We start from the raw sequence: 20,478 nt of genomic DNA, 5'->3' as shown, positions 1-20,478 counted from the left end.
GACATTTACCACTAGTTTATCGAATATGGGTACGGTATTTGACTACTGTAACAATAGTTTTATTAATTTTAATTGCTGAAAAAGGTACGTATGGACGATAATTTTTCCCCCAGAGTAAAAGACGTAATAGCATATAGCAAAGAGGAAGCCCTTAGATTAGGGCATGATTTTATTGGAACTGAACACTTGATGCTGGGTCTTTTAAGGGACGGTAATGGAAAAGCCATCAACATTTTAGATGCACTGGATGTGGATTTAGATCACCTAAGAAGAAAGGTGGAAATCCTTAGTCCGGCCAACCCAAATACTGGAACTATTCAGAAGGACAAAAAGAACCTTCATCTGACCCGACAAGCAGAACGAGCACTAAAGACCACTTTTTTGGAAGCAAAGCTTTTTCAAAGTTCTTCCATAAACACTGCTCATTTGTTGCTATGCATTCTAAGAAATGAAAATGACCCCACGACCAAATTGCTGCACAAGCTAAAGGTAGATTATGATAATGTAAAGGAACAATTCAAATCTATGATCACCAGTGACGATGATTATATTGATTCTCCACAAGCCGAATCTTTCCCAAGTGACCCAGATGAAACTGGAGATTCAAAAGAAAGTTCATTCGGCTCCGGTTCCTCACAAAAAGGAAATAAGAAATCAAAAACCCCTGTTCTAGATAATTTTGGCCGCGATTTGACAAGATTAGCGGAAGAAAATAAATTAGATCCAGTTGTTGGAAGAGAAAAGGAAATAGAAAGAGTATCGCAAATACTCAGTCGTAGAAAAAAGAACAATCCACTGCTTATTGGTGAACCTGGTGTTGGTAAAAGTGCCATTGCAGAAGGGCTGGCATTACGAATCATCAACAAAAAAGTTTCAAGAATACTCTACAATAAAAGAGTTGTGACCTTGGATTTGGCTTCTTTAGTGGCTGGCACCAAATATCGCGGACAGTTTGAAGAGCGCATGAAAGCTGTGATGAACGAATTGGAAAAAAACGATGACATCATCCTCTTCATAGATGAGATTCACACTATCGTAGGAGCAGGTGGTGCCACAGGTAGTCTTGATGCATCAAATATGTTCAAACCAGCTTTGGCAAGAGGAGAAATTCAATGTATTGGTGCCACTACCTTGGACGAATACAGACAATATATCGAAAAAGATGGTGCTCTAGAGCGTCGTTTCCAAAAAGTTATGGTTGAACCTACAACTGTTGAGGAAACCATTGAAATCCTTATGAACATTAAAGGTAAGTATGAAGATCATCATAATGTAAACTATACTGATGATGCTATTTTAGCGTGCGTGAAGCTTACCAATAGATACATGACCGATAGATTTTTGCCAGACAAAGCTATTGATGCTTTGGACGAAGCTGGTTCTCGTGTACACATCGTCAACATGGATGTTCCACAACAAATCCTAGAACTGGAAGGACAGTTGGAAGATGTACGAGAGCTTAAGAACAGCGTGGTCAAAAAACAAAAATATGAGGAGGCTGCCAAACTTCGGGATGATGAAAAACGTCTTGAAAAAGAATTGGCTTCGGCGCAAGAGCGCTGGGAAGAAGAAAGCAAACTGCACAGAGAAACGGTGGATGAGGAAAATGTTGCAGACGTAGTTTCCATGATGAGCGGTATTCCTGTAAATAGAATTGCCCAGACCGAAAGTAACAAACTAGCAGAATTACCAGAACTAATTAAAGGTTTTGTTATTGGACAAGATGATGCTGTTGCCAAAGTTGCCAAGGCAATCCAAAGGAATCGTGCTGGCTTAAAAGACCCTAACAAACCCATTGGTTCGTTTATATTCTTGGGGCAGACTGGTGTTGGAAAAACCCAATTGGCCAAAATATTGGCCAAGGAACTTTTTGATTCTGAAGACGCCTTGATAAGAATTGACATGAGCGAATACATGGAAAAATTCGCCATTTCAAGATTGGTGGGAGCACCTCCAGGATATGTAGGCTATGAAGAAGGTGGGCAATTAACCGAAAAAGTTCGTCGCAAGCCTTATTCCGTTATTTTATTGGACGAGGTAGAAAAAGCCCATCCAGATGTGTTCAACATGTTGTTACAGGTATTGGATGATGGTTATCTAACAGATAGCTTAGGCAGGAAAATCGACTTTAGGAACACCATTATCATTATGACCTCCAATATTGGAGCACGTCAATTAAAAGATTTTGGTCAAGGAGTTGGTTTTGGTACTGCTGCCAAAAAGGCACAAGCAGACAGCCATCAAAAAAGTGTTATAGAAAATGCTTTGAAAAAGGCCTTTGCGCCTGAATTCTTGAACAGAATTGATGATGTAATTGTATTCAATGCTCTCGAACGTGAGGACATCCATAAAATTATAGACATTGAACTTGACAAATTGTTCAAGCGAATCAAGGACATAGGTTATGATTTAAGCCTTTCGGAAAAAGCAAAGGATTACATTGCTGAAAAAGGCTTCGATAAGCAATATGGTGCAAGACCTCTAAAAAGAGCCATTCAAAAATATATAGAAGACACCCTCGCGGAGGAAATCGTAAATTCCAAGTTGGAAGAAGGGGACAGTATCTTTATGGATTTGGATGAGAAAACAGAGGAGCTTACCATTAAAATTGAAAAAAAGGAAAAGTCTCCAAAAGCAGATTAATCAATTAATTTATTATAAAAAAAGCCGGTACAAGCGCCGGCTTTTTTTATGCCCGTAATTTACCATACAAACGATATTTGCGCTGTTAATCTATTATTTTTCCACTCCCCTAGCTTTCCCTATACTTTCGTCTACGAGACACTATAATTATTTGGGGAATGAGAATTGCTTCTACAAAGAAGGCTATTGTTGTTCGTGAATACCGATTGGACATTGGAACTGTCCAAGTTTTTGACAACTACATGGTATCCACGTTTGATGAAGGTGCCACGGTAACGCTGGAACGCGCATACCAACTTATCGGAATTTCAGAAATACATTTTAGAGATAAAAACTTTGGTTATATCAGCCTTCGCAAAAACTCGTATGCTGTTGATCCCACTATCTATAATTACGTAAGAGGATTGGAAAACCTCAAAGCCTTTGCCATCGTCTCCAAAAAGGAGATAGACATGCACAATTTCAAAATTGAAAAACTTTTCTACAAGAAGAACATGCAGTTTTTCATTGAGTTTGATAATGCCTTGGCCTGGGTAAAAAAAAGATTGAAAACCCGTAAAGGAAAAAGCAAAGTTTAAGACTTTTCAGAATTTTCCTGTGACGGCGGATTAAGCAACTCTATATAGGCTTTTCCAATATTTTTCACAATTTCTGACGCTGACAATGCCTCATATCCTTGTTGATGAACACCAATGTCACCAGTCAATCCATGAAGGAAAACTGCAAAAAGAGCAGCATGTAATGATGGATATCCTTGAGCCAACATCCCTGTGACCATTCCTGTTAGTACATCTCCACTACCAGCAGTGGCCATTCCAGGATTTCCTGTTGAATTCACATAACCTTTCTCTTTGTAAATGGTAATTGTATGTGCACCCTTTACAACAAGTATGCAGTCGTTTTGTGTAGAGAACATTTTTGCCTTTTTCAACTTTTCAAAATCGTTGTCCCACGATCCAATTAAACGTTCCAACTCTTTTGGATGTGGAGTTAGAATAGATAGCGGAGGAACATTCTTTAATAATTCTGGATGCTTGGCCAATATATTGAGTCCATCTGCATCAATGACCAAAGGACTTTTCACTTGTTTTAAAAATGCGTCAAAAGCTTTGACCGATTCATCTTTTGTTCCCATTCCCATCCCAATTCCGATGGCACTAGGAACAAATGGAATGTCAATTTCAGATAAATAAGCTTCTTCTTTATCAGTGATTACCATGGTTTCTGGAAGAGCGGTCTGTAAGGAATTATACCCACATTCAGGTACAAATGCAGTCACCAATCCACTACCTGTAGACAGACAGGCTTTACTCGCCAATTGTACAGCACCAATCTTTCCATAGCTTCCTCCTACGATAAGAGCATGTCCATAGGTTCCCTTATGGGAAAATTTTTGTCGAGGTCGATACAAAGGCAAAATCTCTGGTCTCCCAATCAAATCAAACTCAGTTTCAACCTGATACAAAAACTCAGCATCAAGACCTATATCCAAGATTTCCCATTGGTTGCTGTATATGCCGGTGGTTGGAAGAAAAAACACCAATTTAGGTGCCTGAAAACTCAACACATAATTGGCATGAATAACCTGAGAGCTCGGTGGCGCATCAACAGGTAAACCCGATGGGATGTCCACAGACAATACAAATGCAGACGATTTATTGATATGTGCCATCAAATTGGCTACCCATACATCAGGCGGTCTGTTCAACCCTATGCCAAAAATGGCATCAACAACAATGTCTTCAGGGGATATATTAGGAAAATTCGAACCATAATTAATAAAATCTGGCCAAATTTTTCTGTCCTTAAGTCGTTCCAAGTTCAGTAAAAAATCTTTGGACCGTTTTTCACTATAATTGACCACATGAACCTGAATATTATAACCATGTTCTTGAAGGTGCCTTGCCAATACAAGACCATCCCCCCCATTGTTACCTATTCCGCAAAACAATTGAATATTCACTTGAGCACCTTGTAAACGAGCATGAATCCATTCAAAAATTTTAATGGCTGCTCTTTCCATAAGAACATCGCTTGTTATGCCCTCTTTTTCTATTGTGGATTTATCAGCTTTATAGATCTGATCAGCAGAAAATATTTTCATTCAACACAAAAAATTGATTATTTGTACGGATTTCATAAAAAATTTAAGAATCATTTGAAGAAGTACCCAAAAGTACTACTTTTATCCCCGTATTAAGAACGCACAATTTAAACAATTGGACAGCAATCAATTTATGATGAAAAACAATTCATCTTTCTTCACTTTGACTACCACCACCCCTTTGGGGTAGTCTGCTATTTATTTCCGTCCGTTTCCGTATTGTTCATTATTCAAAATTTCACTTTATTATTTCATCATGAAAGTCTTAAAATTTGGTGGCACTTCTGTTGCCAATCCTGAAAACATAAATCGAGTTAAAGCCATTGTCCAAAATTTAGGACAAGAAAAAGCAGCAGTAGTAGTTTCTGCCTTAGGCGGAATTACCGATGTGCTACTCAACGCATCACAACTGGCATCACAACAAAATTCTTCCTATAAAGATTCTTTAAAAGAGATTGAAGAACGTCATATCAAAACTGTAAAAGAACTCATTCCTGTTCAGAATCAAAGTAGCATTCTAAGCAAAGTAAAAAGCGATTTGAACGTTTTGGAAACTTTACTGGAAGGGGCTTACCTCATCGGTGAACTCACTCCAAAACTGTCAGACAAAATTGTAAGCTACGGCGAGCTGCTATCTTCCTTCATCATCAGTGAGTTTTTTAAAGCCGAAAGGCTTGATGCCACTTTTAAAGATAGTAGAGAACTCATTATTACGGATAATAACTTTGGCAAAGCCAATGTTGATTTTCAACAAACCATTAAGAATTGTAACTCTTTTTTCAAGGAAAACCTACATCAAATTACAGTTTTGCCCGGTTTTGTATCTTCCAGCATAGCTGGTGAATCCACAACTTTAGGAAGAGGTGGTTCCGACTATACTGCAGCAATTATCGCAGGAGCCCAAAATGTAGCACTTCTTGAAATCTGGACTGATGTAAATGGCATGTACACAGCAAATCCAAAATTGGTGAAGCAAGCCAAAAATGTATCCCATATTAGCTATGAGGAAGCTATGGAGCTTTCACACTTTGGCGCCAAAGTATTGTACCCACCAACTATTCAACCGGTTTTGGGCAAACAAATTCCAATTGCCATTAAAAATACCTTTGAACCTGAAAACCCTGGAACTCTTATTGCAAAAAATGACAACGGAAATGGTAAAACAGTCCGTGGTATAAGTCATGTTGGAAATATCAGTCTACTCTCATTGGAAGGGCCAGGCATGATAGGCATCCCAGGTATTTCCAAACGGTTTTTTGAAACGCTTTCATTAAAGGATATCAGCATTGTGCTTATTACTCAAGCTTCTTCTGAACATTCCATTTGCGTTGCAATTGCAGACAAAGATGTGGATTTGGCAGCAGAATCCCTGAATGAAACCTTCGCCTATGAAATTGCCAGTACCAAAGTAAAACCAGCAATTGTGGAAAGGGACCTTACCATTATAGCTTTGGTCGGGGACAATATGAAAAGTCACCAAGGCTTAAGCGGTAAAATGTTCAGCACTTTAGGAAAAAACAATGTCAACATCAGAGCTATTGCACAAGGTGCCTCAGAGCGGAATATTTCAGCAGTAATCAAAAAGGAAGATGTAAAAAAAGCACTCAATTCCCTTCATGAAGCCTTCTTTGAAGAAAATATCAAACAGCTCAACCTATATGTTATGGGCGTGGGTAATGTTGGTGCTAAATTCCTAAAGCAAATCAATCAACAAAGAGCATATCTTAAAAACGAGCTTAAACTCAATATTCGTGTCATTGGTATAGGAAATTCAAGAACCATGGCCTTTGATGAAAATGGGATTGACCTTGATCATTGGGAAGCTATTTTGGCCCAAGGACAACAAGCTGATAAAGAAGCTTTCTTTGACCAAATAAAAAAATTCAATTTAAGGAACAGCATTTTCGTCGACAATACTGCCAGTGAAGAAGTAGCCCAAAGCTACCCTGATTATCTACGTAACAGCGTTTCAGTGGTTACTTGTAATAAAATTGCCTGTTCTTCCGATTTTGCATACTACAAAGAACTCAAACAATTGGCCAAGCAATTCAATTCACCCTTTTTGTTCGAAACCAATGTTGGAGCAGGACTGCCCATAATCGATACCTTAAAACATTTGATTGCCTCTGGTGACAAGGTGCAAAAAATTCAAGCTGTACTTTCTGGAAGTTTGAATTTTGTTTTCAACACTTTTGACGATTCCACAACTTTTCACGATGTGGTAAAGCAAGCTCAAGAACAGGGCTACACAGAACCAGACCCTACCATTGACCTTAGTGGAATTGATGTAATGCGAAAAATATTGATTCTTGCCCGGGAAAGTGGATATCAATTGGATATTGAAAACATTGAAAATGAAGCTTTCTTACCCAAGGAAAGTCTAGAAACCAATTCCAACGAAGCTTTCTTCGAATCCTTGAAAAAATATGAAGCTGATTTTCAAAAGCTGTACAAAGAAGCTACAGATGCAAACAGCAAACTCAAGTATGTGGCCCAATTTGAAGATGGAAAGGCCAAAGTAGGGCTACAAAAAATACCTAAAGGTCATGATTTCTATAACCTTGAGGGGAGTGACAACATCGTTTTGTTTTTTACTGAAAGATATTCAAACCAGCCTTTGATCATTAAAGGTGCCGGTGCCGGTGCGGATGTGACTGCTTCAGGTATCTTTGCAGATATCATTAGAATTGGAAACTTTTAATTATGGAAGAAGTAAAAGTTTTTTGTCCGGCCACCATTGCCAATGTTTCCTGCGGATTTGATGTCCTTGGATTGGCATTGGATTCTGTAGGAGATGAAATGATTGTTCGCAAGACCTCAGAAAAAGGAATAAGAATCACCAAGATTACCGGACAGGACCTTCCATTGGAAACCGAAAAGAATGTTGCCGGCGTGGCAGGACTTGCGTTATTGGAACAAAGCGGTTTTGATGGAGGTTTCGAAATTGAGATTGACAAGCGTATAAAACCAGGAAGTGGCATTGGAAGCAGTGCGGCAAGTTCCGCTGGTGCTGTTTGGGCCATGAACGAACTCTTGGGCAATAGATTCAGCAAATTGGAACTTGTACAATTTGCCATGCAAGGTGAAAAATTGGCCAGTGATGTGGCGCATGCCGATAATGTGGCTCCAGTCATATACGGCGGTTTCACACTGGTAAGAAGTTATGTCCCTTTGGATATCATATCCATACCAACTCCAGAACAACTTTGGGCAACCGTCATACATCCACAAATTGAGATTAAAACTTCGGATTCCAGAAAGATTTTAAAAACCAATATTTCTTTGGCAACTGGGATTAAACAATGGGGCAACATAGGTGGACTTATTGCTGGACTGTTCCAAAATGATTACGACCTCATTGGCCGTTCGTTACAAGATTATATTGTGGAGCCCATTAGATCCATTTTGATTCCAGGTTTCGATACCATCAAATCCAATGCCATGCATGCAGGCGCACTCGGTAGTGGCATATCTGGTTCTGGGCCTTCAATTTTTGCATTGAGCAAAGGTGAGAACATCGCTAAAAAAGTTGCCAACTCCATGCAGGAAACCTACGGTAACATTGGCATTCCATTTGACATCCATATATCAAAAATCAACATACAAGGAGTAAAAATACTATCCTAAATCTATGAAATTTTATAGTTTGAACAACCCTAATTTGGAAGCTACCTTCAAAGAAGCTGTAATTGCAGGTATTGCACCAGACAAAGGACTTTATTTTCCTGAAAGCATTACTCCCCTGCCCCAAAGTTTTTTTGAGGTCATTGAAACTTTGTCCAATCATGAAATTGCATTTAAGGCCATTCGCCAATTTGTTAGTGAAGATATCCCAGATGAAGAGCTGAAACGAATTATTGCCAACACTTTGGATTTTGATTTTCCAGTAGTTGCCATTGAGGATAATGTAGCAACCTTGGAGCTTTTTCATGGGCCAACCATGGCATTTAAAGATGTTGGTGCACGATTTATGGCCAATTGCTTAGGCTATTTTTCAACAGATGGGCAAGAAGTAACCGTTCTCGTAGCCACCTCAGGAGATACCGGTGGCGCTGTTGCCAATGGTTTTTTGGGAGTTGAGGGTGTTCAAGTTGTTATTCTGTACCCTAGCGGTAAAGTGAGTGAAATCCAAGAAAAGCAATTAACGACCTTGGGACAAAATATTGTAGCCATGGAAGTGGAGGGTACATTTGATGACTGCCAACGCATGGTAAAAACTGCTTTTCTGGATACTGAAATCACTGACCATAAAAAATTGACTTCGGCCAATAGCATTAACGTTGCCCGATGGTTGCCGCAATTGTTCTATTTCCTTTTTGCATACAAACAAGCCAAATCCAAAGGCAAAGAAATTGTTTTTTCCGTGCCTTCTGGGAACTTCGGTAATATCTGTGCCGGAATGGTAGCCCAAAAATTGGGGATGCCCGTACAGCATTTTGTGGCTTCTACCAATGTCAATGACGTAGTTCCAAATTTTATGAAGAATGGAGTCTACGAACCCATGGCCTCCATTGCAACTATTTCCAATGCAATGGACGTAGGTGACCCAAGTAATTTTATCAGAATTAGGCACCTGTACCAAGATAATTTTGCTGCGCTTCAAGCGAATCTTTCTTCTTATTCGTTTACTGATGAAGCCACTCAGGAAGCTATGGAAAACATTCATTCAAAAACTGGTTATGTTATGGATCCTCATGGCGCGGTAGGCTATTTAGGTTTAAAAGCATTTCAAGAATCCAATCCAAATACCTATGGTATTTTCTTGGAAACCGCACATCCAGTAAAATTTTTGGACGTGGTTGAAGAAACATTGGACGTTAGTCCAGAAATACCACCTCAAATTCAAAAAGTGATGTGGAAAGAAAAAAAATCGAACAAAATTTCTTCTTATGAAGAGCTAAAATCCTATTTATTGGGCAGTTAGCCAACCAGCTTTTTCAATTAACAGCAGTTTGTTCAAAACATTGCCAAAAATGGTATTCCATCTTGGGTGAAATCGATAAATTTACCTTATAAACCTAGTGGAATGAAAACTACCGCTTTACATGAAACCCATGTAGCTTTGGGCGCCAAAATGGTTCCCTTTGCAGGCTTTGATATGCCAGTATCCTATGAAGGTGTAAAGATTGAACATGAAACCGTGAGGAGTGCCGTAGGTGTTTTTGATGTGTCTCACATGGGCGAATTTTTGATTGAAGGCCCAAATGCCTTGGAACTGATCCAAAAAGTAACCTCCAACGATGCTTCAAAATTAACGATTGGCAAAGCACAATATAGTTGTTTGCCCAATGAAACCGGTGGTATTGTAGATGACCTCATCGTATATCAAATCAAAGAGGAAACTTATTTGTTAGTGGTCAATGCTTCCAATATTGAAAAGGATTGGGAACATATTTCTAAATACAACGAGGCCATTGGCGCGGCAATGCGAAACATTTCTGACGACTATTCACTTTTGGCCATTCAAGGACCAAAAGCGGTTGAAGCTATGCAATCACTTTCTTCCATAGATCTTTCTTCCATTAAGTTCTACAATTTTATAGTAGGTGATTTTGCCGGAATTGAACATGTTATCATTTCTGCTACGGGATATACTGGATCAGGAGGTTTTGAAATCTATTGTAAAAATTCTGAAGTCCAGCAGATTTGGGACAAAGTACTGGAGGCTGGCGCAGATTTTGGCATTAAACCCATAGGGTTGGCTGCAAGGGACACCCTTCGCCTGGAAATGGGCTATTGTCTCTACGGCAATGATATTGATGATACCACATCTCCTCTTGAAGCTGGTTTGGGGTGGATTACTAAATTTTCCAAAGACTTTGTGAATAGCGAAGCTCTTGCAAAAGAAAAAGAAGAAGGTCCCAAAAGAAAATTGGTGGCTTTTCAAATTGAAGAAAGGGGCATCCCAAGAAAGGATTACCCTATTTTAGATGAGGATGGCAATGAAATTGGCATAGTTACCTCCGGAACCATGTCTCCTTCCCTTTCCAAAGGTATCGGATTGGGATACGTACCGGTTGAACACTCCAAAATCGATAGCACAATTTACATACAAATACGTATCAATAAGGTTGCTGCAACCATTATAAAGCTACCGTTCTATAAAACATCGAAATAGCGATTGGATAAGAAGAGGATACTAATTTTAGGGGCGAGCGGATTTATTGGAAATGCCATATATAAGGAACTCTGCTCTTATTTTGACACCTACGGCACCTACTGTTCAAATGCCACTTTTTCCAACAACAAGCAGTTTTATAAGTATGACCTTGAAGAGGATGATATTTTTCGTGTCCTTGAAAAAGTAAAGCCACAGGTCATCATTTCTTCGTTACGAGGAAATTTTGGAGCGCAGATTCAAGCCCATCAACATTTGATGGAATATTTGGCAAAACATGATTGTACCCTATACTTTATTTCCTCTGCCAATGTGTTTGATGCCTACAGTAAGTTCCCTTCTTATGAATCTGATAAAACCCTCTCTGAAAGTGTTTATGGGAGGTTGAAAATCAAGATTGAAAACATGATGATGCGTTTGCCAGAGAAGAAATATGGTATTCTAAGAGTTCCTATGGTCTTTGGAAATACTTCTCCCAGAGTTAAAGAGATAAAAACCAATCTGGACAGCAACGAATCCATTGAGGTCTTTCCCAACCTCATCATCAATGTGACCAATGATGACAGGCTAACGCAACAAATCCACTATCTCATCAACAGAAATAAAACCGGTATTTTTCACTTAGGAAGCATTGACCTTATTCAACATGAAGAATTCATCAAGGAAATCATCAAAAAAATGGGTAACTACCACCCCATTCTCAAAAGGGTTTTCACGACCAACGAAGATAGATATTTGGCAGCCTTGCCCAAAGACAACAAACTCCCCAAGAATCTAAGAATTAAATCACAGGAAATTATTGATCATCATATTCCTGTTTAAATTACCCGATAAAATACATATTAACCTTTCTCAGAACAAATACCCCAGAGCTTGACAAGGCCTCTTTTTTTGCTAAATTTGCCCCTATTCACAAGCATAAAATTATATGGGAAGAGCGTTTGAATTTAGGAAAGCACGAAAAATGAAGCGTTGGGCAGCCATGTCCAAAGCATTTACCAGAATTGGAAAAGATATTGTCATAGCCGTTAAAGAAGGTGGGGCCGACCCAGATTCCAATTCCAAACTTCGTGCTGTAATTCAAAACGCGAAGTCTGTTAATATGCCCAAGGAAAATATTGAACGGGCCATCAAGAGAGCTTCAGACAAAAGTCAAGGGGATTATAAAGAAGTTTTATTTGAAGGTTATGCGCCCCATGGCATCGCTATTTTGATTGAAACCGCTACCGATAACAACACACGTACAGTAGCCAATATTAGAAGTTATTTTAACAAGTGTAATGGAAGTTTAGGGACTTCAGGATCGGTAGAGTTTATGTTTGACCATACCTGTAACTTTACCATTAAACCTGAAGGGCTAGATCCTGAAGAACTGGAATTGGAAATGATAGACTTTGGTGCAGAGGAGGTTTTTGTGGACGAGGACGGAATCCATATTTATGCTTCTTTTGAAAGTTTTGGAGCTATTCAAAAAGAATTGGAATCCAAGGAAATAGAAATTTTGTCATCAGGTTTTGAACGTATTCCACAAGTGACCAAAGAGCTTAATGAAGAGCAAGTTGCCGATGTAGAAAAACTTCTGGAAAAGATTGAGGAAGATGATGACGTTCAGAACGTGTACCATACCATGAAGGAATAAAACTGCTATTGATACAGCTTTCAAATGCTCCTTGATGAAACAGTTTCACCTAGATCTCATGTAAAGTGCCCTTTGATTTGGCGACTAAGATTTAAACTTCGTCACCAATGCGCCATTTTATACTCTTTATAGCAGTTTTTTTAATAAGAGCTTTGTCCTATTGTCAGGAAATGAATCCTACAAAGCTTTATGAGATAATCGAACAAGAGGCCGATACCGTCCAAACCAATGGTAATTCCTATCAATTTTTGTTCAATGATGTAATGCTCATTTGTGTTTTTGATGAAAATGCGAATAGAATGCGAATTATTACGCCTATTGTAGAACGCGAAAAATTGGGAGAAGAAGAATTATTGAATGCATTAGTAGCCAATTTTCATTCTGTTCTGGATGTAAAATATGCTTTGAGTGATGAAATCGTATGGTCGGTTTACACTCACCCCTTAAAGGAACTTTCAGAAGCCCAGGTAATTGATGCTATCCAACAAGTCTATGCGGCAGCCATTACTTTTGGAGGTTCTTATTCAAGTACAGACATGGTTTTTCCGGGCAACACAAGAAAAGTTGAGATGCCCAAACCTAAAATCCTGAAGAAAATCTAAAAACTATAGGCCGAAACTTTTCCCTCCACTCCTTTATAGAAATCATGAATATTTCTAAAATCATTTTCCATATTTTTTGAAGGATGAAAAGGTTCTGAGATTTTCACCTCTTTTTTACCAAAGTCAAAGGCGACCATAACAATGGGAACATGGGCCATCTTAGCGATGTGATAAAAACCTGTTTTTAGTTTATCTACTTTTTTTCTAGTTCCTTCGGGTGCCAAAGCAAATCGGAATACTTCCCTTTCTTCAAAAATTTTGGCTATACTCTCTACAGTATTGGCACTTTTTGAACGATCCACAGGAGCTCCACCTGTCCAACGAAAAAACCATCCAAAGGGTGGTTTAAACAAACTCTTCTTACCAATGTAATTGATTTCTTGGTTGACCACTTTTCTAACCAAAAGACCTAGAAAAAAATCCAACCAGTGGGTATGGGGCACCACAATGACCACACATTTGTTTACCTGCGGAAACTTTCCGTTTAATTTCCATCCCAAAATTTTGAAATAAATAAACTTGGAAAGCCTATACATAGCCTAATAATTGATACCCTATTTTGTGGTATTATATTTTCTCATATAACGATTGAAGTCTATCTGCTGTCATTATGGTTTTCCAATCTTTGCCTAATGCATTTTCCCATAAAGCTTCCATTCCAAGTGACACATAGAGAAGTGTATCAAAATCATTTTGGGTCAAATCTGCACATATGCCTTTGGGTAATGTAATCTGATGCTTTTCCATCATTTGATGAAAAAGACCAACACCTTCAGGATAAAACTCTTCTAAATGTTGGAACACCAAACAGTTCCCAATACCGTGCTTGATGCCCAATAAATAGGAAAGTCCGTAGCTCATGGCATGTGCCACCCCGACTTGGGAATATGCTATGCTCATTCCTCCATGCCAAGAGGCCATCATCAACTTTTCCCTTGATTCAGATATGGGAATATCTCCCAAAAAAACCTCTTTACAGAGCTCATAGGCCTTTTCGCCATAGCTCTGGCTAAAAGCGTTCAAATAGGTGCCATTCAGGGATTCCACACAATGGATAAAGCAATCCATTCCCGTATAGAACCATTGCTCCGTGGGTACGGTTTTGGTCAAATCTGGGTCCAAGACTACTTGATCATAAGTGGTAAAGTCTGAATTTATGCCCAGTTTTTTCTCAGGTCCCAACAAAACAGTGGTCCGGGATACTTCTGCACCTGTCCCACTTATGGTAGGGATTCCTACATGATACAGTGCCGGTCTACTTACCAAATCCCATCCTTGATAGTCCTTGGCCATTCCGCTGTTGTTTAACAATATGGACACCGCTTTGGCCAAATCCAAAAGTGTTCCGCCGCCTATACCAATAATTCCCGATGGTTTTTCCCCATATTTTTCCTTGATCCTGACAACGAGGGTATCCACCTGCTCTGTTTTGGGCTCTTCGTCCGCCGAGACAAAGATTACCTCATCATTGAACATCAATGGTATTCGGGAAACAAAATCCCTGTTTTCAAAAAAATCATCTACCAAAAAAATAAAGGGGGCATCTGAGCTTTTTCGTTTGGGCAACAAAATATCTCCTAATTGCGAAAAACTTCCCGAGCCAAAAACCACCCTCGGCACCATAGGAAAATTGCGGTATGCGGTCTTCCCGCATGATGTCATTTCTTTCTTTTTCAAATTATTCTCCGTCTTCATCAGTTATCCAAATACTTCAAAATATCCTTGAGGCCGTTCAACTTCAAATGGTTGTTGACCATTTCGTCCTCTGCAACCATTTCATGTACCCATGTGGTATGAAAGGGTACATGTACGGCCTTGGCCCCAATATTTAAAATGGGCAATACATCGGACTTTAGGGAATTCCCTATCATTAGAAATTCATCGACATTGATATTTAGATGCTCCAATAGATTACTATAATTATCTTCTTTCTTATCGCTCAAGACCTCCACGTGGTGAAAATATTTTGAGAGCCCTGATTTTTCAAGCTTTCGTTCCTGATCTAGCAGATCACCTTTGGTGAGCACGATCAACCTGTATTTATCCACCAATTTTTCTAGCACTTCCTCAACGCCATCCAACAATTCCACAGGGTGGGAAATCATTTGTTTGCCAAGTTCCAAGATCTTGGAAATAGTTTCTTGGGAAATCTTGTTGTTGGACAAATCCAAAGCGGATTCTATCATGGAGAGCATGAATCCCTTTATTCCATAGCCGTATATTTCCAAATTTCTCATCTCTGTTTTGAAGAGTTCTTGGTCCACTTTGTTCTTGGTCTCATAAGCTTCCAACAAATCTGCAAAATGCTCCTCTGTTTCCCTAAAGTAAGTTTCGTTCACCCAAAGGGTGTCATCGGCATCAAAACCTATGACCTTGATATTGCTAAAATCTACTTCCATGTTTTTCTTGCTCGTTCCAAATCTTCGGGCGTGTCAATCTCGATACCGGAAACATGGGTCTCCACCATCTTGATTTTCTTGCCATATTCCAGAAACCGAATTGCCTCTATCTTTTCCTTCGCTTCCAATGGCAACATGGGCAACTTTTCAAAATCCAGGAGGGCTTTCTTCCTGAATGCATAAACTCCCTTATGCTTGTAGTAGGTTGCGTCTACTTTTTCATCTCTAGGGTAAGGTATTGGCGAGCGTGAAAAATAGAGTGCAAAGTCTTGATTGTCCACAATGACCTTGACCGTATTGGGGTTGGAAATTTCTTCCCAATCAGTGATCGGGGTCATCAAAGAGGCCAAATCTATTTCTTTTTTTTCATCTTTTTTGAAGATCTCAATGATCTTGCCCAAACTTTCCCTGTCAATAAGGGGTTCGTCCCCCTGCACATTAATGACAATATCCGCTTCCATATCCGCCACTGCTTCCGCTATTCTATCGCTACCACTTTCATGAGTCTTTTTGCTCCTGATAACGCTTCCTCCAACTTTAGAAACGGTTTTTGAGATAACATCACTATCGGTAACGACATATACTTCGTCGAACAAACCGGTACGTACCGCTGCTTCATAGGTTCTGACAATAACAGGTTTTCCGTTTAAATCCTGCATAAGCTTTGCGGGAAAACGGGATGCTTGGTACCTGGCTGGAATCATTGAAATTATTCTCACTTGTAGAGTCTCTTCTATTTGATGGGGTTATTTTTTGGGACGCAACTTACGATATATCATAAAAATGAAAATCAAAATTATGATCACCAATATTGCCGCTATGGGCGGAACCAAAATTGAAGCCGTTGAAACTGCCACTGCGGTCCCGGTCTCTACTGTGGACACCAGTGGATTGGCCACTCCGCCTGTAGTTGCAGATGATGTTAGCCTACCTGCAGCATTGGCCCCCTTGATCGCTGTTGCCGTTCCCCCTCCGGCGATTATTGCCAAGGACCACGTAATAACTGGATCTAAATCTGTTACGGTAGATACCATAACGGCTGTACCGGCAATGGCCGCCAAAGGTACGGCCAAGGCATCCAAAGCGTTATCAACCCAGGGAATGAAATAGGCAAAAATCTCAACGATGGTCGCCACTCCCAAAGTAATGACGGCTGCGAGGCTACCTATCCACTGCCAACTTTCGTTAAGTTCCCATATACCTAAATATGCCGCAAGACTCAATGCAAAAAGGGGCAAGAATACCCTAAATCCGACAGAGGCTGCAAGACCAACGCCCAAAAATATACTTATTATGGTATCTGGTGACATGTTCATGGTAGCGACTAAAATAGGGTATTCCTAGTCAAGAAAAAAATCGTCTTTAAAACCAATGAGGTATAATTGCCGCTTAGCCCTTGTTACCGCAGTGTACAACCATCTCAAATAATCCCTGTCCACACCATTGGGCAAATAGGGCTGTTCCACAAATACGGTATCCCACTGTCCCCCTTGGGATTTATGACAGGTAACGGCATAGGAGAACTTTACTTGCAATGCATTGAAAAACCTATTGTTCTTTACCCCTAAAAATTTTTTATATTTTGATTTTTCATGGGCATAATCCTTCAAGACTTCTTGGTACAACCTATTGCCCTCCTCATAAGACAATGATGGCGTCTCTGCATTTATGGTATCCATTAAAAGTACTGTCTCAAAAGGTTTTTGATTGGGGTAATCCACCATTTTTATCTTAACCTCTGCAAAAGTGAATCCATATAGCTCCTTAACAGAAAAAATTTCCAAGATTTCAATGATATCCCCATTGGCAATAAATCCAGCTTCTGAATTGGGGCGTAGCCAGAAATAGTTATTCTTCACTACCATCATATAATCGCCTACGGCCAAATCATTGTCCAAAAACAGAATGCGGTCACGAATATTTTGATTGTAGAGATTCGCTCGTTTATTGGAGCGTACAATTATGGCAGTCTCTTCTTTTCCATTCTGATTGTAGGATGAATCAATGGCTTCCTGAATCTCACCACCATCAATCAACCTTACAATATCCTTGAATGTGCCAATTTCAAACTGAAAAACATCAAAAAAACTGGATTGCAATTGTTCTCTAAGGCTCGTAGCATTGTGAAGGATTCCAGAGTTTTCCCGTTGTCGCATCACTTCATCCAATTCCAAACAAATTACCTCTTTGTCGTAATTCAAAGCAAGTCGTTGCTCTTCCAAGGCGGGACTTAACTCTAACTTAACAGGAGGTAATTGAGCAGTATCCCCTATCAAAATCAATTTACAATTATGACCGGAATGCACATAATATATAAGGTCGTCCAAAAGGGAGCCATTTTCAAAAAGTTTTGAATCGGCGGGAGTATCAGGAATCATAGAAGCCTCATCAACTATAAATATGGTATTCCTATGTTTATTTGGGGCCAATACAAACTGAATACCACCTCCCGACTGTTTTTTGGGGAAATATATTTTCTTATGGATGGTAAACGCCTTATCCCCAGAGTAAACGGACATCACTTTTGCAGCCCTTCCCGTGGGAGCCATGAGCACAGCACTTTTTTTTACTTTCCAAAGGCTGCTGACCAACGTAGCTACAATAGTGGTCTTTCCTGTACCGGCAAATCCTTTCAGGAGAAAAACCTCATCCTTTGTTCTACTCAACACAAAACCAGCTAATTTCTCCATGGCCACACTTTGTTTAAGAGTTGGTTCATGAGGGAATTTTGCGGTTAAAACCTTTATAAAATCAGATACTGTGGGATGGTCCATATGGGTCTAAATATAGTGTGGTTTTTTAAAGCAAAAAGTTTCGTGATTAAAAAAAAATTGTAGATTTGTCTGTAACCACTAAAATAACTCAGAAAGACAAAACCAGTTATGTTAAACTTAATTCTTATCGTTGTACTGATATGCCTATTGACTGTAGGCCTTGTATTCTTGATTGATAGATTCTTACCTCAAAAAATCAAGCCATTTCTTATTTTGGCCTTTGGTTTGCTAAGTATTTTCTTGGGCTACAAAATTTATCAATCCATCAACGCCCCCATTGAATTTAAAAAAATAAGACAAGAAAGGTTTACTCAGGTTATCAACAAATTGAAGGATATCAGGGATTCCCAAGAAGCCTACAAAGTTGTAAATGGAAAGTATGCGAATGACTTCAATAGCTTAGTCAAATTTATAGATACAGGAAGTTATACCATCACTCAGCAAAGAGATTCTTCCTTCATGAAATTTGATAAAGTTTATCAAATTGAACTACAGAAAGATACTGTTGTAATTGATACTCTTGGATTTATCAAGGTAAAAGATTCCCTTTTCAAAAACAGTGACAGATACAAATCAATGATGGACGTGCCTTACGGACAAAACAATGAAAAATTTGACCTTAAAGCTGACATTATAGACAAAAGCGGATACAAAGCACCAGTTTTTGAAGCCAAAGTAAAAAAGGATGTTGTTCTATATGATCAACCCAAAGACCTTCTAGCACGTGAAAATGCACATCAAAGTGTTGAAGAGGTGAATGGAACAGAAATTAAAGTAGGCTCCCTTACCGATGTAAGTACCAACGGAAACTGGCCTCCTATCTATGACAGAAAAAGCAACTAATATAGAAGAGTCTAAAACAGATAACACTTTTAGAAAATTGTCCATTCAAGTTAACTTGAATGGACTTTCTTTTTGTGTTATGGACACCATTTCCAATAAAATTCTGGCTTTTGAAAAAATCAACTTCAAAACCCGATCCACTCCCTATTTGATTCTAAAAGAATTAAAAAGTGTACTAAACCAAGGTACAAACATCGGAAAGGATTTTTCTGAAGTTGTCGTCATTCATAAAAATGCATTGTTCAGTTTGGTACCCAAACCTCTTTTTAGTGAGGAAGAATTGCCCAACTACCTTAAGTTCAATGCCAAAATCATGGCCAATGACCAAATCGCCCATGATGAAATTTCCAATCAAGATATTGTTAATGTTTATGTGCCCTTCACTAATGTGAACAACTACATTTTTGATCTCTTTGGTGAGTTTGAATTCAAGCATAGTGGAACAGTTCTAATTTCCATGTTACTCAATCAAAATAGAACTTCTACGCAACCTGTATGTTACGTACAAGTATCAGAAAAGGAAATGGAATTGGCCATTATTTCAGAAAAGAAACTACTTTTTTACAATCAATTTGAATATAAAACCAAAGAAGACTTTTTGTACTATCTCCTATTTACGCTGGAACAACTTCAAATTGACCAAAAAAACATCCAGCTTAAACTCTTTGGACTTATAGAAGAAGGGGATGAAATATATGACCTCTGCTACCAATATATCAACAAGGTAGCTGTTTTTGTTCCAGACAATTCTATTTTCCCTGCTGGTGAAATGGAAAATCAAACTATTGACTTTACAGTACTTAGTTCCCTGTAATGCGTATTATTTCTGGAAAATATAAAGGAAAAAGACTTCTTGCTCCAAAAAAGTTACCGGTTAGGCCCACTACCGATATGGCAAAGGAAGGCTTGTTCAATATATTGAACAACAGATTTTACATGGATGAACTCAGCGTTTTAGATCTTTTTGCTGGAACTGGTAACCTTAGTTTCGAATTTGGTTCCAGAGGAGCAAAACAAATTGTTGCTGTAGACCTGCATTCAAGTTGTGTGCAGTTTATCTCTAAAATTGCCAAAGAACTTGATTTGCCCATAAGCGCCATTAAATCTGATGCTTTTAAATATTTAGAGCGTAGTCCAGAAAAATTCAACATCATTTTTGCCGATCCTCCATATAATTTTGAACAAAAGCAATTTTTAAATATTGTGGATTTGGTCTTTGAAAAAGAATTGTTGGAAAATGATGGTCTTTTAATTGTAGAACATTCCAGTCAGACTGACCTTTCAAACAATCCATATTTCAACGAACAAAGAAAATATGGAGGGAATATTTTTAGTTTTTTTGAAAAAAAGTAAATT

At 38.9% G+C, this 20,478-nt stretch carries 19 protein-coding genes; 12 read left to right on the top strand and 7 right to left on the bottom strand.

What is annotated here, in order from left to right; translation table 11 throughout:
• The first annotated feature begins 90 nt into the window (after positions 1–90).
• The gene (locus HJC33_RS09010) at positions 91–2,643 is read left to right on the top strand and encodes an ATP-dependent Clp protease ATP-binding subunit (RefSeq protein ID WP_171658490.1); all 2,553 of its coding nucleotides are present in this window, start codon (positions 91–93) and stop codon (positions 2,641–2,643) included.
• 158 nt (positions 2,644–2,801) lie between these two features.
• Complete coding sequence (locus tag HJC33_RS09005; RefSeq protein ID WP_171658488.1) at positions 2,802–3,221, top strand: STAS/SEC14 domain-containing protein; 420 nt, start codon at positions 2,802–2,804, stop codon at positions 3,219–3,221.
• On the opposite strand, the gene HJC33_RS09000 is transcribed toward HJC33_RS09005, so the two are convergent.
• Complete coding sequence (locus tag HJC33_RS09000) at positions 3,218–4,747, bottom strand: NAD(P)H-hydrate dehydratase (RefSeq protein ID WP_171658487.1); 1,530 nt, start codon at positions 4,745–4,747, stop codon at positions 3,218–3,220. The two genes, HJC33_RS09005 and HJC33_RS09000, sit on opposite strands and share 4 nt — an antisense overlap.
• A gap of 256 nt (positions 4,748–5,003) precedes the next feature.
• On the opposite strand from HJC33_RS09000, the gene thrA reads away from it, so the two are divergent.
• From thrA to HJC33_RS08965, 7 genes are all read left to right on the top strand, one after another.
• Positions 5,004–7,448, top strand: coding sequence for a bifunctional aspartate kinase/homoserine dehydrogenase I (thrA, locus tag HJC33_RS08995; protein WP_171658486.1), 2,445 nt, complete (start codon positions 5,004–5,006; stop codon positions 7,446–7,448).
• A gap of 2 nt (positions 7,449–7,450) precedes the next feature.
• Entirely contained in the window at positions 7,451–8,374 is a 924-nt protein-coding gene (locus HJC33_RS08990; RefSeq protein ID WP_171658485.1) for a homoserine kinase, read from the top strand.
• 4 nt (positions 8,375–8,378) lie between these two features.
• A complete protein-coding gene (gene thrC / locus HJC33_RS08985) occupies positions 8,379–9,671 on the top strand; it encodes a threonine synthase (RefSeq protein ID WP_171658484.1) in 1,293 nt (430 codons plus the stop codon).
• Positions 9,672–9,773: 102 nt separating this feature from the next.
• Positions 9,774–10,865, top strand: coding sequence for a glycine cleavage system aminomethyltransferase GcvT (gene gcvT / locus HJC33_RS08980; protein ID WP_171658483.1), 1,092 nt, complete (start codon positions 9,774–9,776; stop codon positions 10,863–10,865).
• A gap of 3 nt (positions 10,866–10,868) precedes the next feature.
• On the top strand, positions 10,869–11,687 hold the full coding sequence (locus HJC33_RS08975; RefSeq protein WP_171658482.1) for a sugar nucleotide-binding protein: 819 nt from the start codon (positions 10,869–10,871) through the stop codon (positions 11,685–11,687).
• 106 nt (positions 11,688–11,793) lie between these two features.
• Positions 11,794–12,504: a YebC/PmpR family DNA-binding transcriptional regulator gene (locus HJC33_RS08970; protein WP_171658481.1), complete on the top strand. Its 711-nt coding sequence runs from the start codon at positions 11,794–11,796 to the stop codon at positions 12,502–12,504.
• Positions 12,505–12,611: 107 nt separating this feature from the next.
• The gene (locus HJC33_RS08965) at positions 12,612–13,106 is read left to right on the top strand and encodes a hypothetical protein (protein ID WP_171658480.1); all 495 of its coding nucleotides are present in this window, start codon (positions 12,612–12,614) and stop codon (positions 13,104–13,106) included.
• Here HJC33_RS08965 and HJC33_RS08960 read toward each other — a convergent pair.
• The 6 genes from HJC33_RS08960 to HJC33_RS08935 are packed head-to-tail and all read right to left on the bottom strand — an operon-like array spanning position 13,103 to position 18,279.
• On the bottom strand, positions 13,103–13,642 hold the full coding sequence (locus HJC33_RS08960) for a 1-acyl-sn-glycerol-3-phosphate acyltransferase (RefSeq protein WP_171658479.1): 540 nt from the start codon (positions 13,640–13,642) through the stop codon (positions 13,103–13,105). The genes HJC33_RS08965 and HJC33_RS08960 overlap by 4 nt on opposite strands.
• A 31-nt stretch (positions 13,643–13,673) precedes the next feature.
• Positions 13,674–14,768 carry an iron-containing alcohol dehydrogenase family protein gene (locus tag HJC33_RS08955; protein ID WP_246245514.1) on the bottom strand — a complete coding sequence of 365 codons (1,095 nt, stop codon included), beginning with the start codon at positions 14,766–14,768 and terminating at the stop codon, positions 13,674–13,676.
• Between the two features lie 32 nt (positions 14,769–14,800).
• The gene (locus HJC33_RS08950; RefSeq protein WP_171658477.1) at positions 14,801–15,505 is read right to left on the bottom strand and encodes an HAD family hydrolase; all 705 of its coding nucleotides are present in this window, start codon (positions 15,503–15,505) and stop codon (positions 14,801–14,803) included.
• The gene (kdsB, locus tag HJC33_RS08945) at positions 15,496–16,209 is read right to left on the bottom strand and encodes a 3-deoxy-manno-octulosonate cytidylyltransferase (RefSeq protein WP_171658476.1); all 714 of its coding nucleotides are present in this window, start codon (positions 16,207–16,209) and stop codon (positions 15,496–15,498) included. Before kdsB ends, HJC33_RS08950 begins: the two co-directional genes overlap by 10 nt.
• A 42-nt stretch (positions 16,210–16,251) precedes the next feature.
• On the bottom strand, positions 16,252–16,815 hold the full coding sequence (locus tag HJC33_RS08940) for a DUF4126 domain-containing protein (RefSeq protein WP_171658630.1): 564 nt from the start codon (positions 16,813–16,815) through the stop codon (positions 16,252–16,254).
• Positions 16,816–16,845: 30 nt separating this feature from the next.
• Positions 16,846–18,279 (bottom strand): ATP-dependent DNA helicase, encoded by a 1,434-nt coding sequence (locus HJC33_RS08935; RefSeq protein ID WP_171658475.1) that lies wholly within the window; start codon positions 18,277–18,279, stop codon positions 16,846–16,848.
• A 108-nt stretch (positions 18,280–18,387) separates the two neighbouring features.
• Between HJC33_RS08935 and HJC33_RS08930 the strand changes: the two genes are divergently transcribed.
• Genes HJC33_RS08930 through rsmD form a run of 3 tightly spaced genes read left to right on the top strand, consistent with a single transcriptional unit; the run spans position 18,388 to position 20,475 of the window.
• On the top strand, positions 18,388–19,122 hold the full coding sequence (locus HJC33_RS08930; RefSeq protein WP_246245513.1) for a hypothetical protein: 735 nt from the start codon (positions 18,388–18,390) through the stop codon (positions 19,120–19,122).
• Positions 19,103–19,936: a DUF3822 family protein gene (locus HJC33_RS08925; protein WP_171658474.1), complete on the top strand. Its 834-nt coding sequence runs from the start codon at positions 19,103–19,105 to the stop codon at positions 19,934–19,936. The genes HJC33_RS08930 and HJC33_RS08925 overlap by 20 nt, the downstream gene beginning before the upstream one ends.
• Complete coding sequence (gene rsmD, locus HJC33_RS08920; protein ID WP_171658473.1) at positions 19,936–20,475, top strand: 16S rRNA (guanine(966)-N(2))-methyltransferase RsmD; 540 nt, start codon at positions 19,936–19,938, stop codon at positions 20,473–20,475. Before HJC33_RS08925 ends, rsmD begins: the two co-directional genes overlap by 1 nt.
• Positions 20,476–20,478 lie beyond the last annotated feature (3 nt).

This window comes from Flagellimonas amphidinii (assembly GCF_013090115.1).
Classification (GTDB): Bacteria; Bacteroidota; Bacteroidia; order Flavobacteriales; family Flavobacteriaceae; genus Flagellimonas; species Flagellimonas amphidinii.
This window is presented reverse-complemented; position numbering and strand designations above follow the sequence as displayed.

Excerpts from the sequence above, each read along its gene's own strand:
- thrC (WP_171658484.1), top strand. The coding sequence starts at position 8,379 with ATGAAATTTTATAGTTTGAACAACCCTAATTTGGAAGCTACCTTCAAA.
- gcvT (WP_171658483.1), top strand. The coding sequence starts at position 9,774 with ATGAAAACTACCGCTTTACATGAAACCCATGTAGCTTTGGGCGCCAAA.
- HJC33_RS09010 (WP_171658490.1), top strand. The coding sequence starts at position 91 with ATGGACGATAATTTTTCCCCCAGAGTAAAAGACGTAATAGCATATAGC.
- HJC33_RS08990 (WP_171658485.1), top strand. The coding sequence starts at position 7,451 with ATGGAAGAAGTAAAAGTTTTTTGTCCGGCCACCATTGCCAATGTTTCC.
- HJC33_RS09005 (WP_171658488.1), top strand. The coding sequence starts at position 2,802 with ATGAGAATTGCTTCTACAAAGAAGGCTATTGTTGTTCGTGAATACCGA.
- HJC33_RS09000 (WP_171658487.1), bottom strand. The coding sequence starts at position 4,747 with ATGAAAATATTTTCTGCTGATCAGATCTATAAAGCTGATAAATCCACA.
- HJC33_RS08925 (WP_171658474.1), top strand. The coding sequence starts at position 19,103 with ATGACAGAAAAAGCAACTAATATAGAAGAGTCTAAAACAGATAACACT.
- HJC33_RS08950 (WP_171658477.1), bottom strand. The coding sequence starts at position 15,505 with ATGGAAGTAGATTTTAGCAATATCAAGGTCATAGGTTTTGATGCCGAT.
- kdsB (WP_171658476.1), bottom strand. The coding sequence starts at position 16,209 with ATGATTCCAGCCAGGTACCAAGCATCCCGTTTTCCCGCAAAGCTTATG.
- HJC33_RS08970 (WP_171658481.1), top strand. The coding sequence starts at position 11,794 with ATGGGAAGAGCGTTTGAATTTAGGAAAGCACGAAAAATGAAGCGTTGG.
- HJC33_RS08955 (WP_246245514.1), bottom strand. The coding sequence starts at position 14,768 with ATGACATCATGCGGGAAGACCGCATACCGCAATTTTCCTATGGTGCCG.
- HJC33_RS08940 (WP_171658630.1), bottom strand. The coding sequence starts at position 16,815 with ATGTCACCAGATACCATAATAAGTATATTTTTGGGCGTTGGTCTTGCA.
- thrA (WP_171658486.1), top strand. The coding sequence starts at position 5,004 with ATGAAAGTCTTAAAATTTGGTGGCACTTCTGTTGCCAATCCTGAAAAC.
- HJC33_RS08960 (WP_171658479.1), bottom strand. The coding sequence starts at position 13,642 with ATGTATAGGCTTTCCAAGTTTATTTATTTCAAAATTTTGGGATGGAAA.
- HJC33_RS08965 (WP_171658480.1), top strand. The coding sequence starts at position 12,612 with ATGCGCCATTTTATACTCTTTATAGCAGTTTTTTTAATAAGAGCTTTG.
- rsmD (WP_171658473.1), top strand. The coding sequence starts at position 19,936 with ATGCGTATTATTTCTGGAAAATATAAAGGAAAAAGACTTCTTGCTCCA.
- HJC33_RS08935 (WP_171658475.1), bottom strand. The coding sequence starts at position 18,279 with ATGGACCATCCCACAGTATCTGATTTTATAAAGGTTTTAACCGCAAAA.
- HJC33_RS08930 (WP_246245513.1), top strand. The coding sequence starts at position 18,388 with ATGTTAAACTTAATTCTTATCGTTGTACTGATATGCCTATTGACTGTA.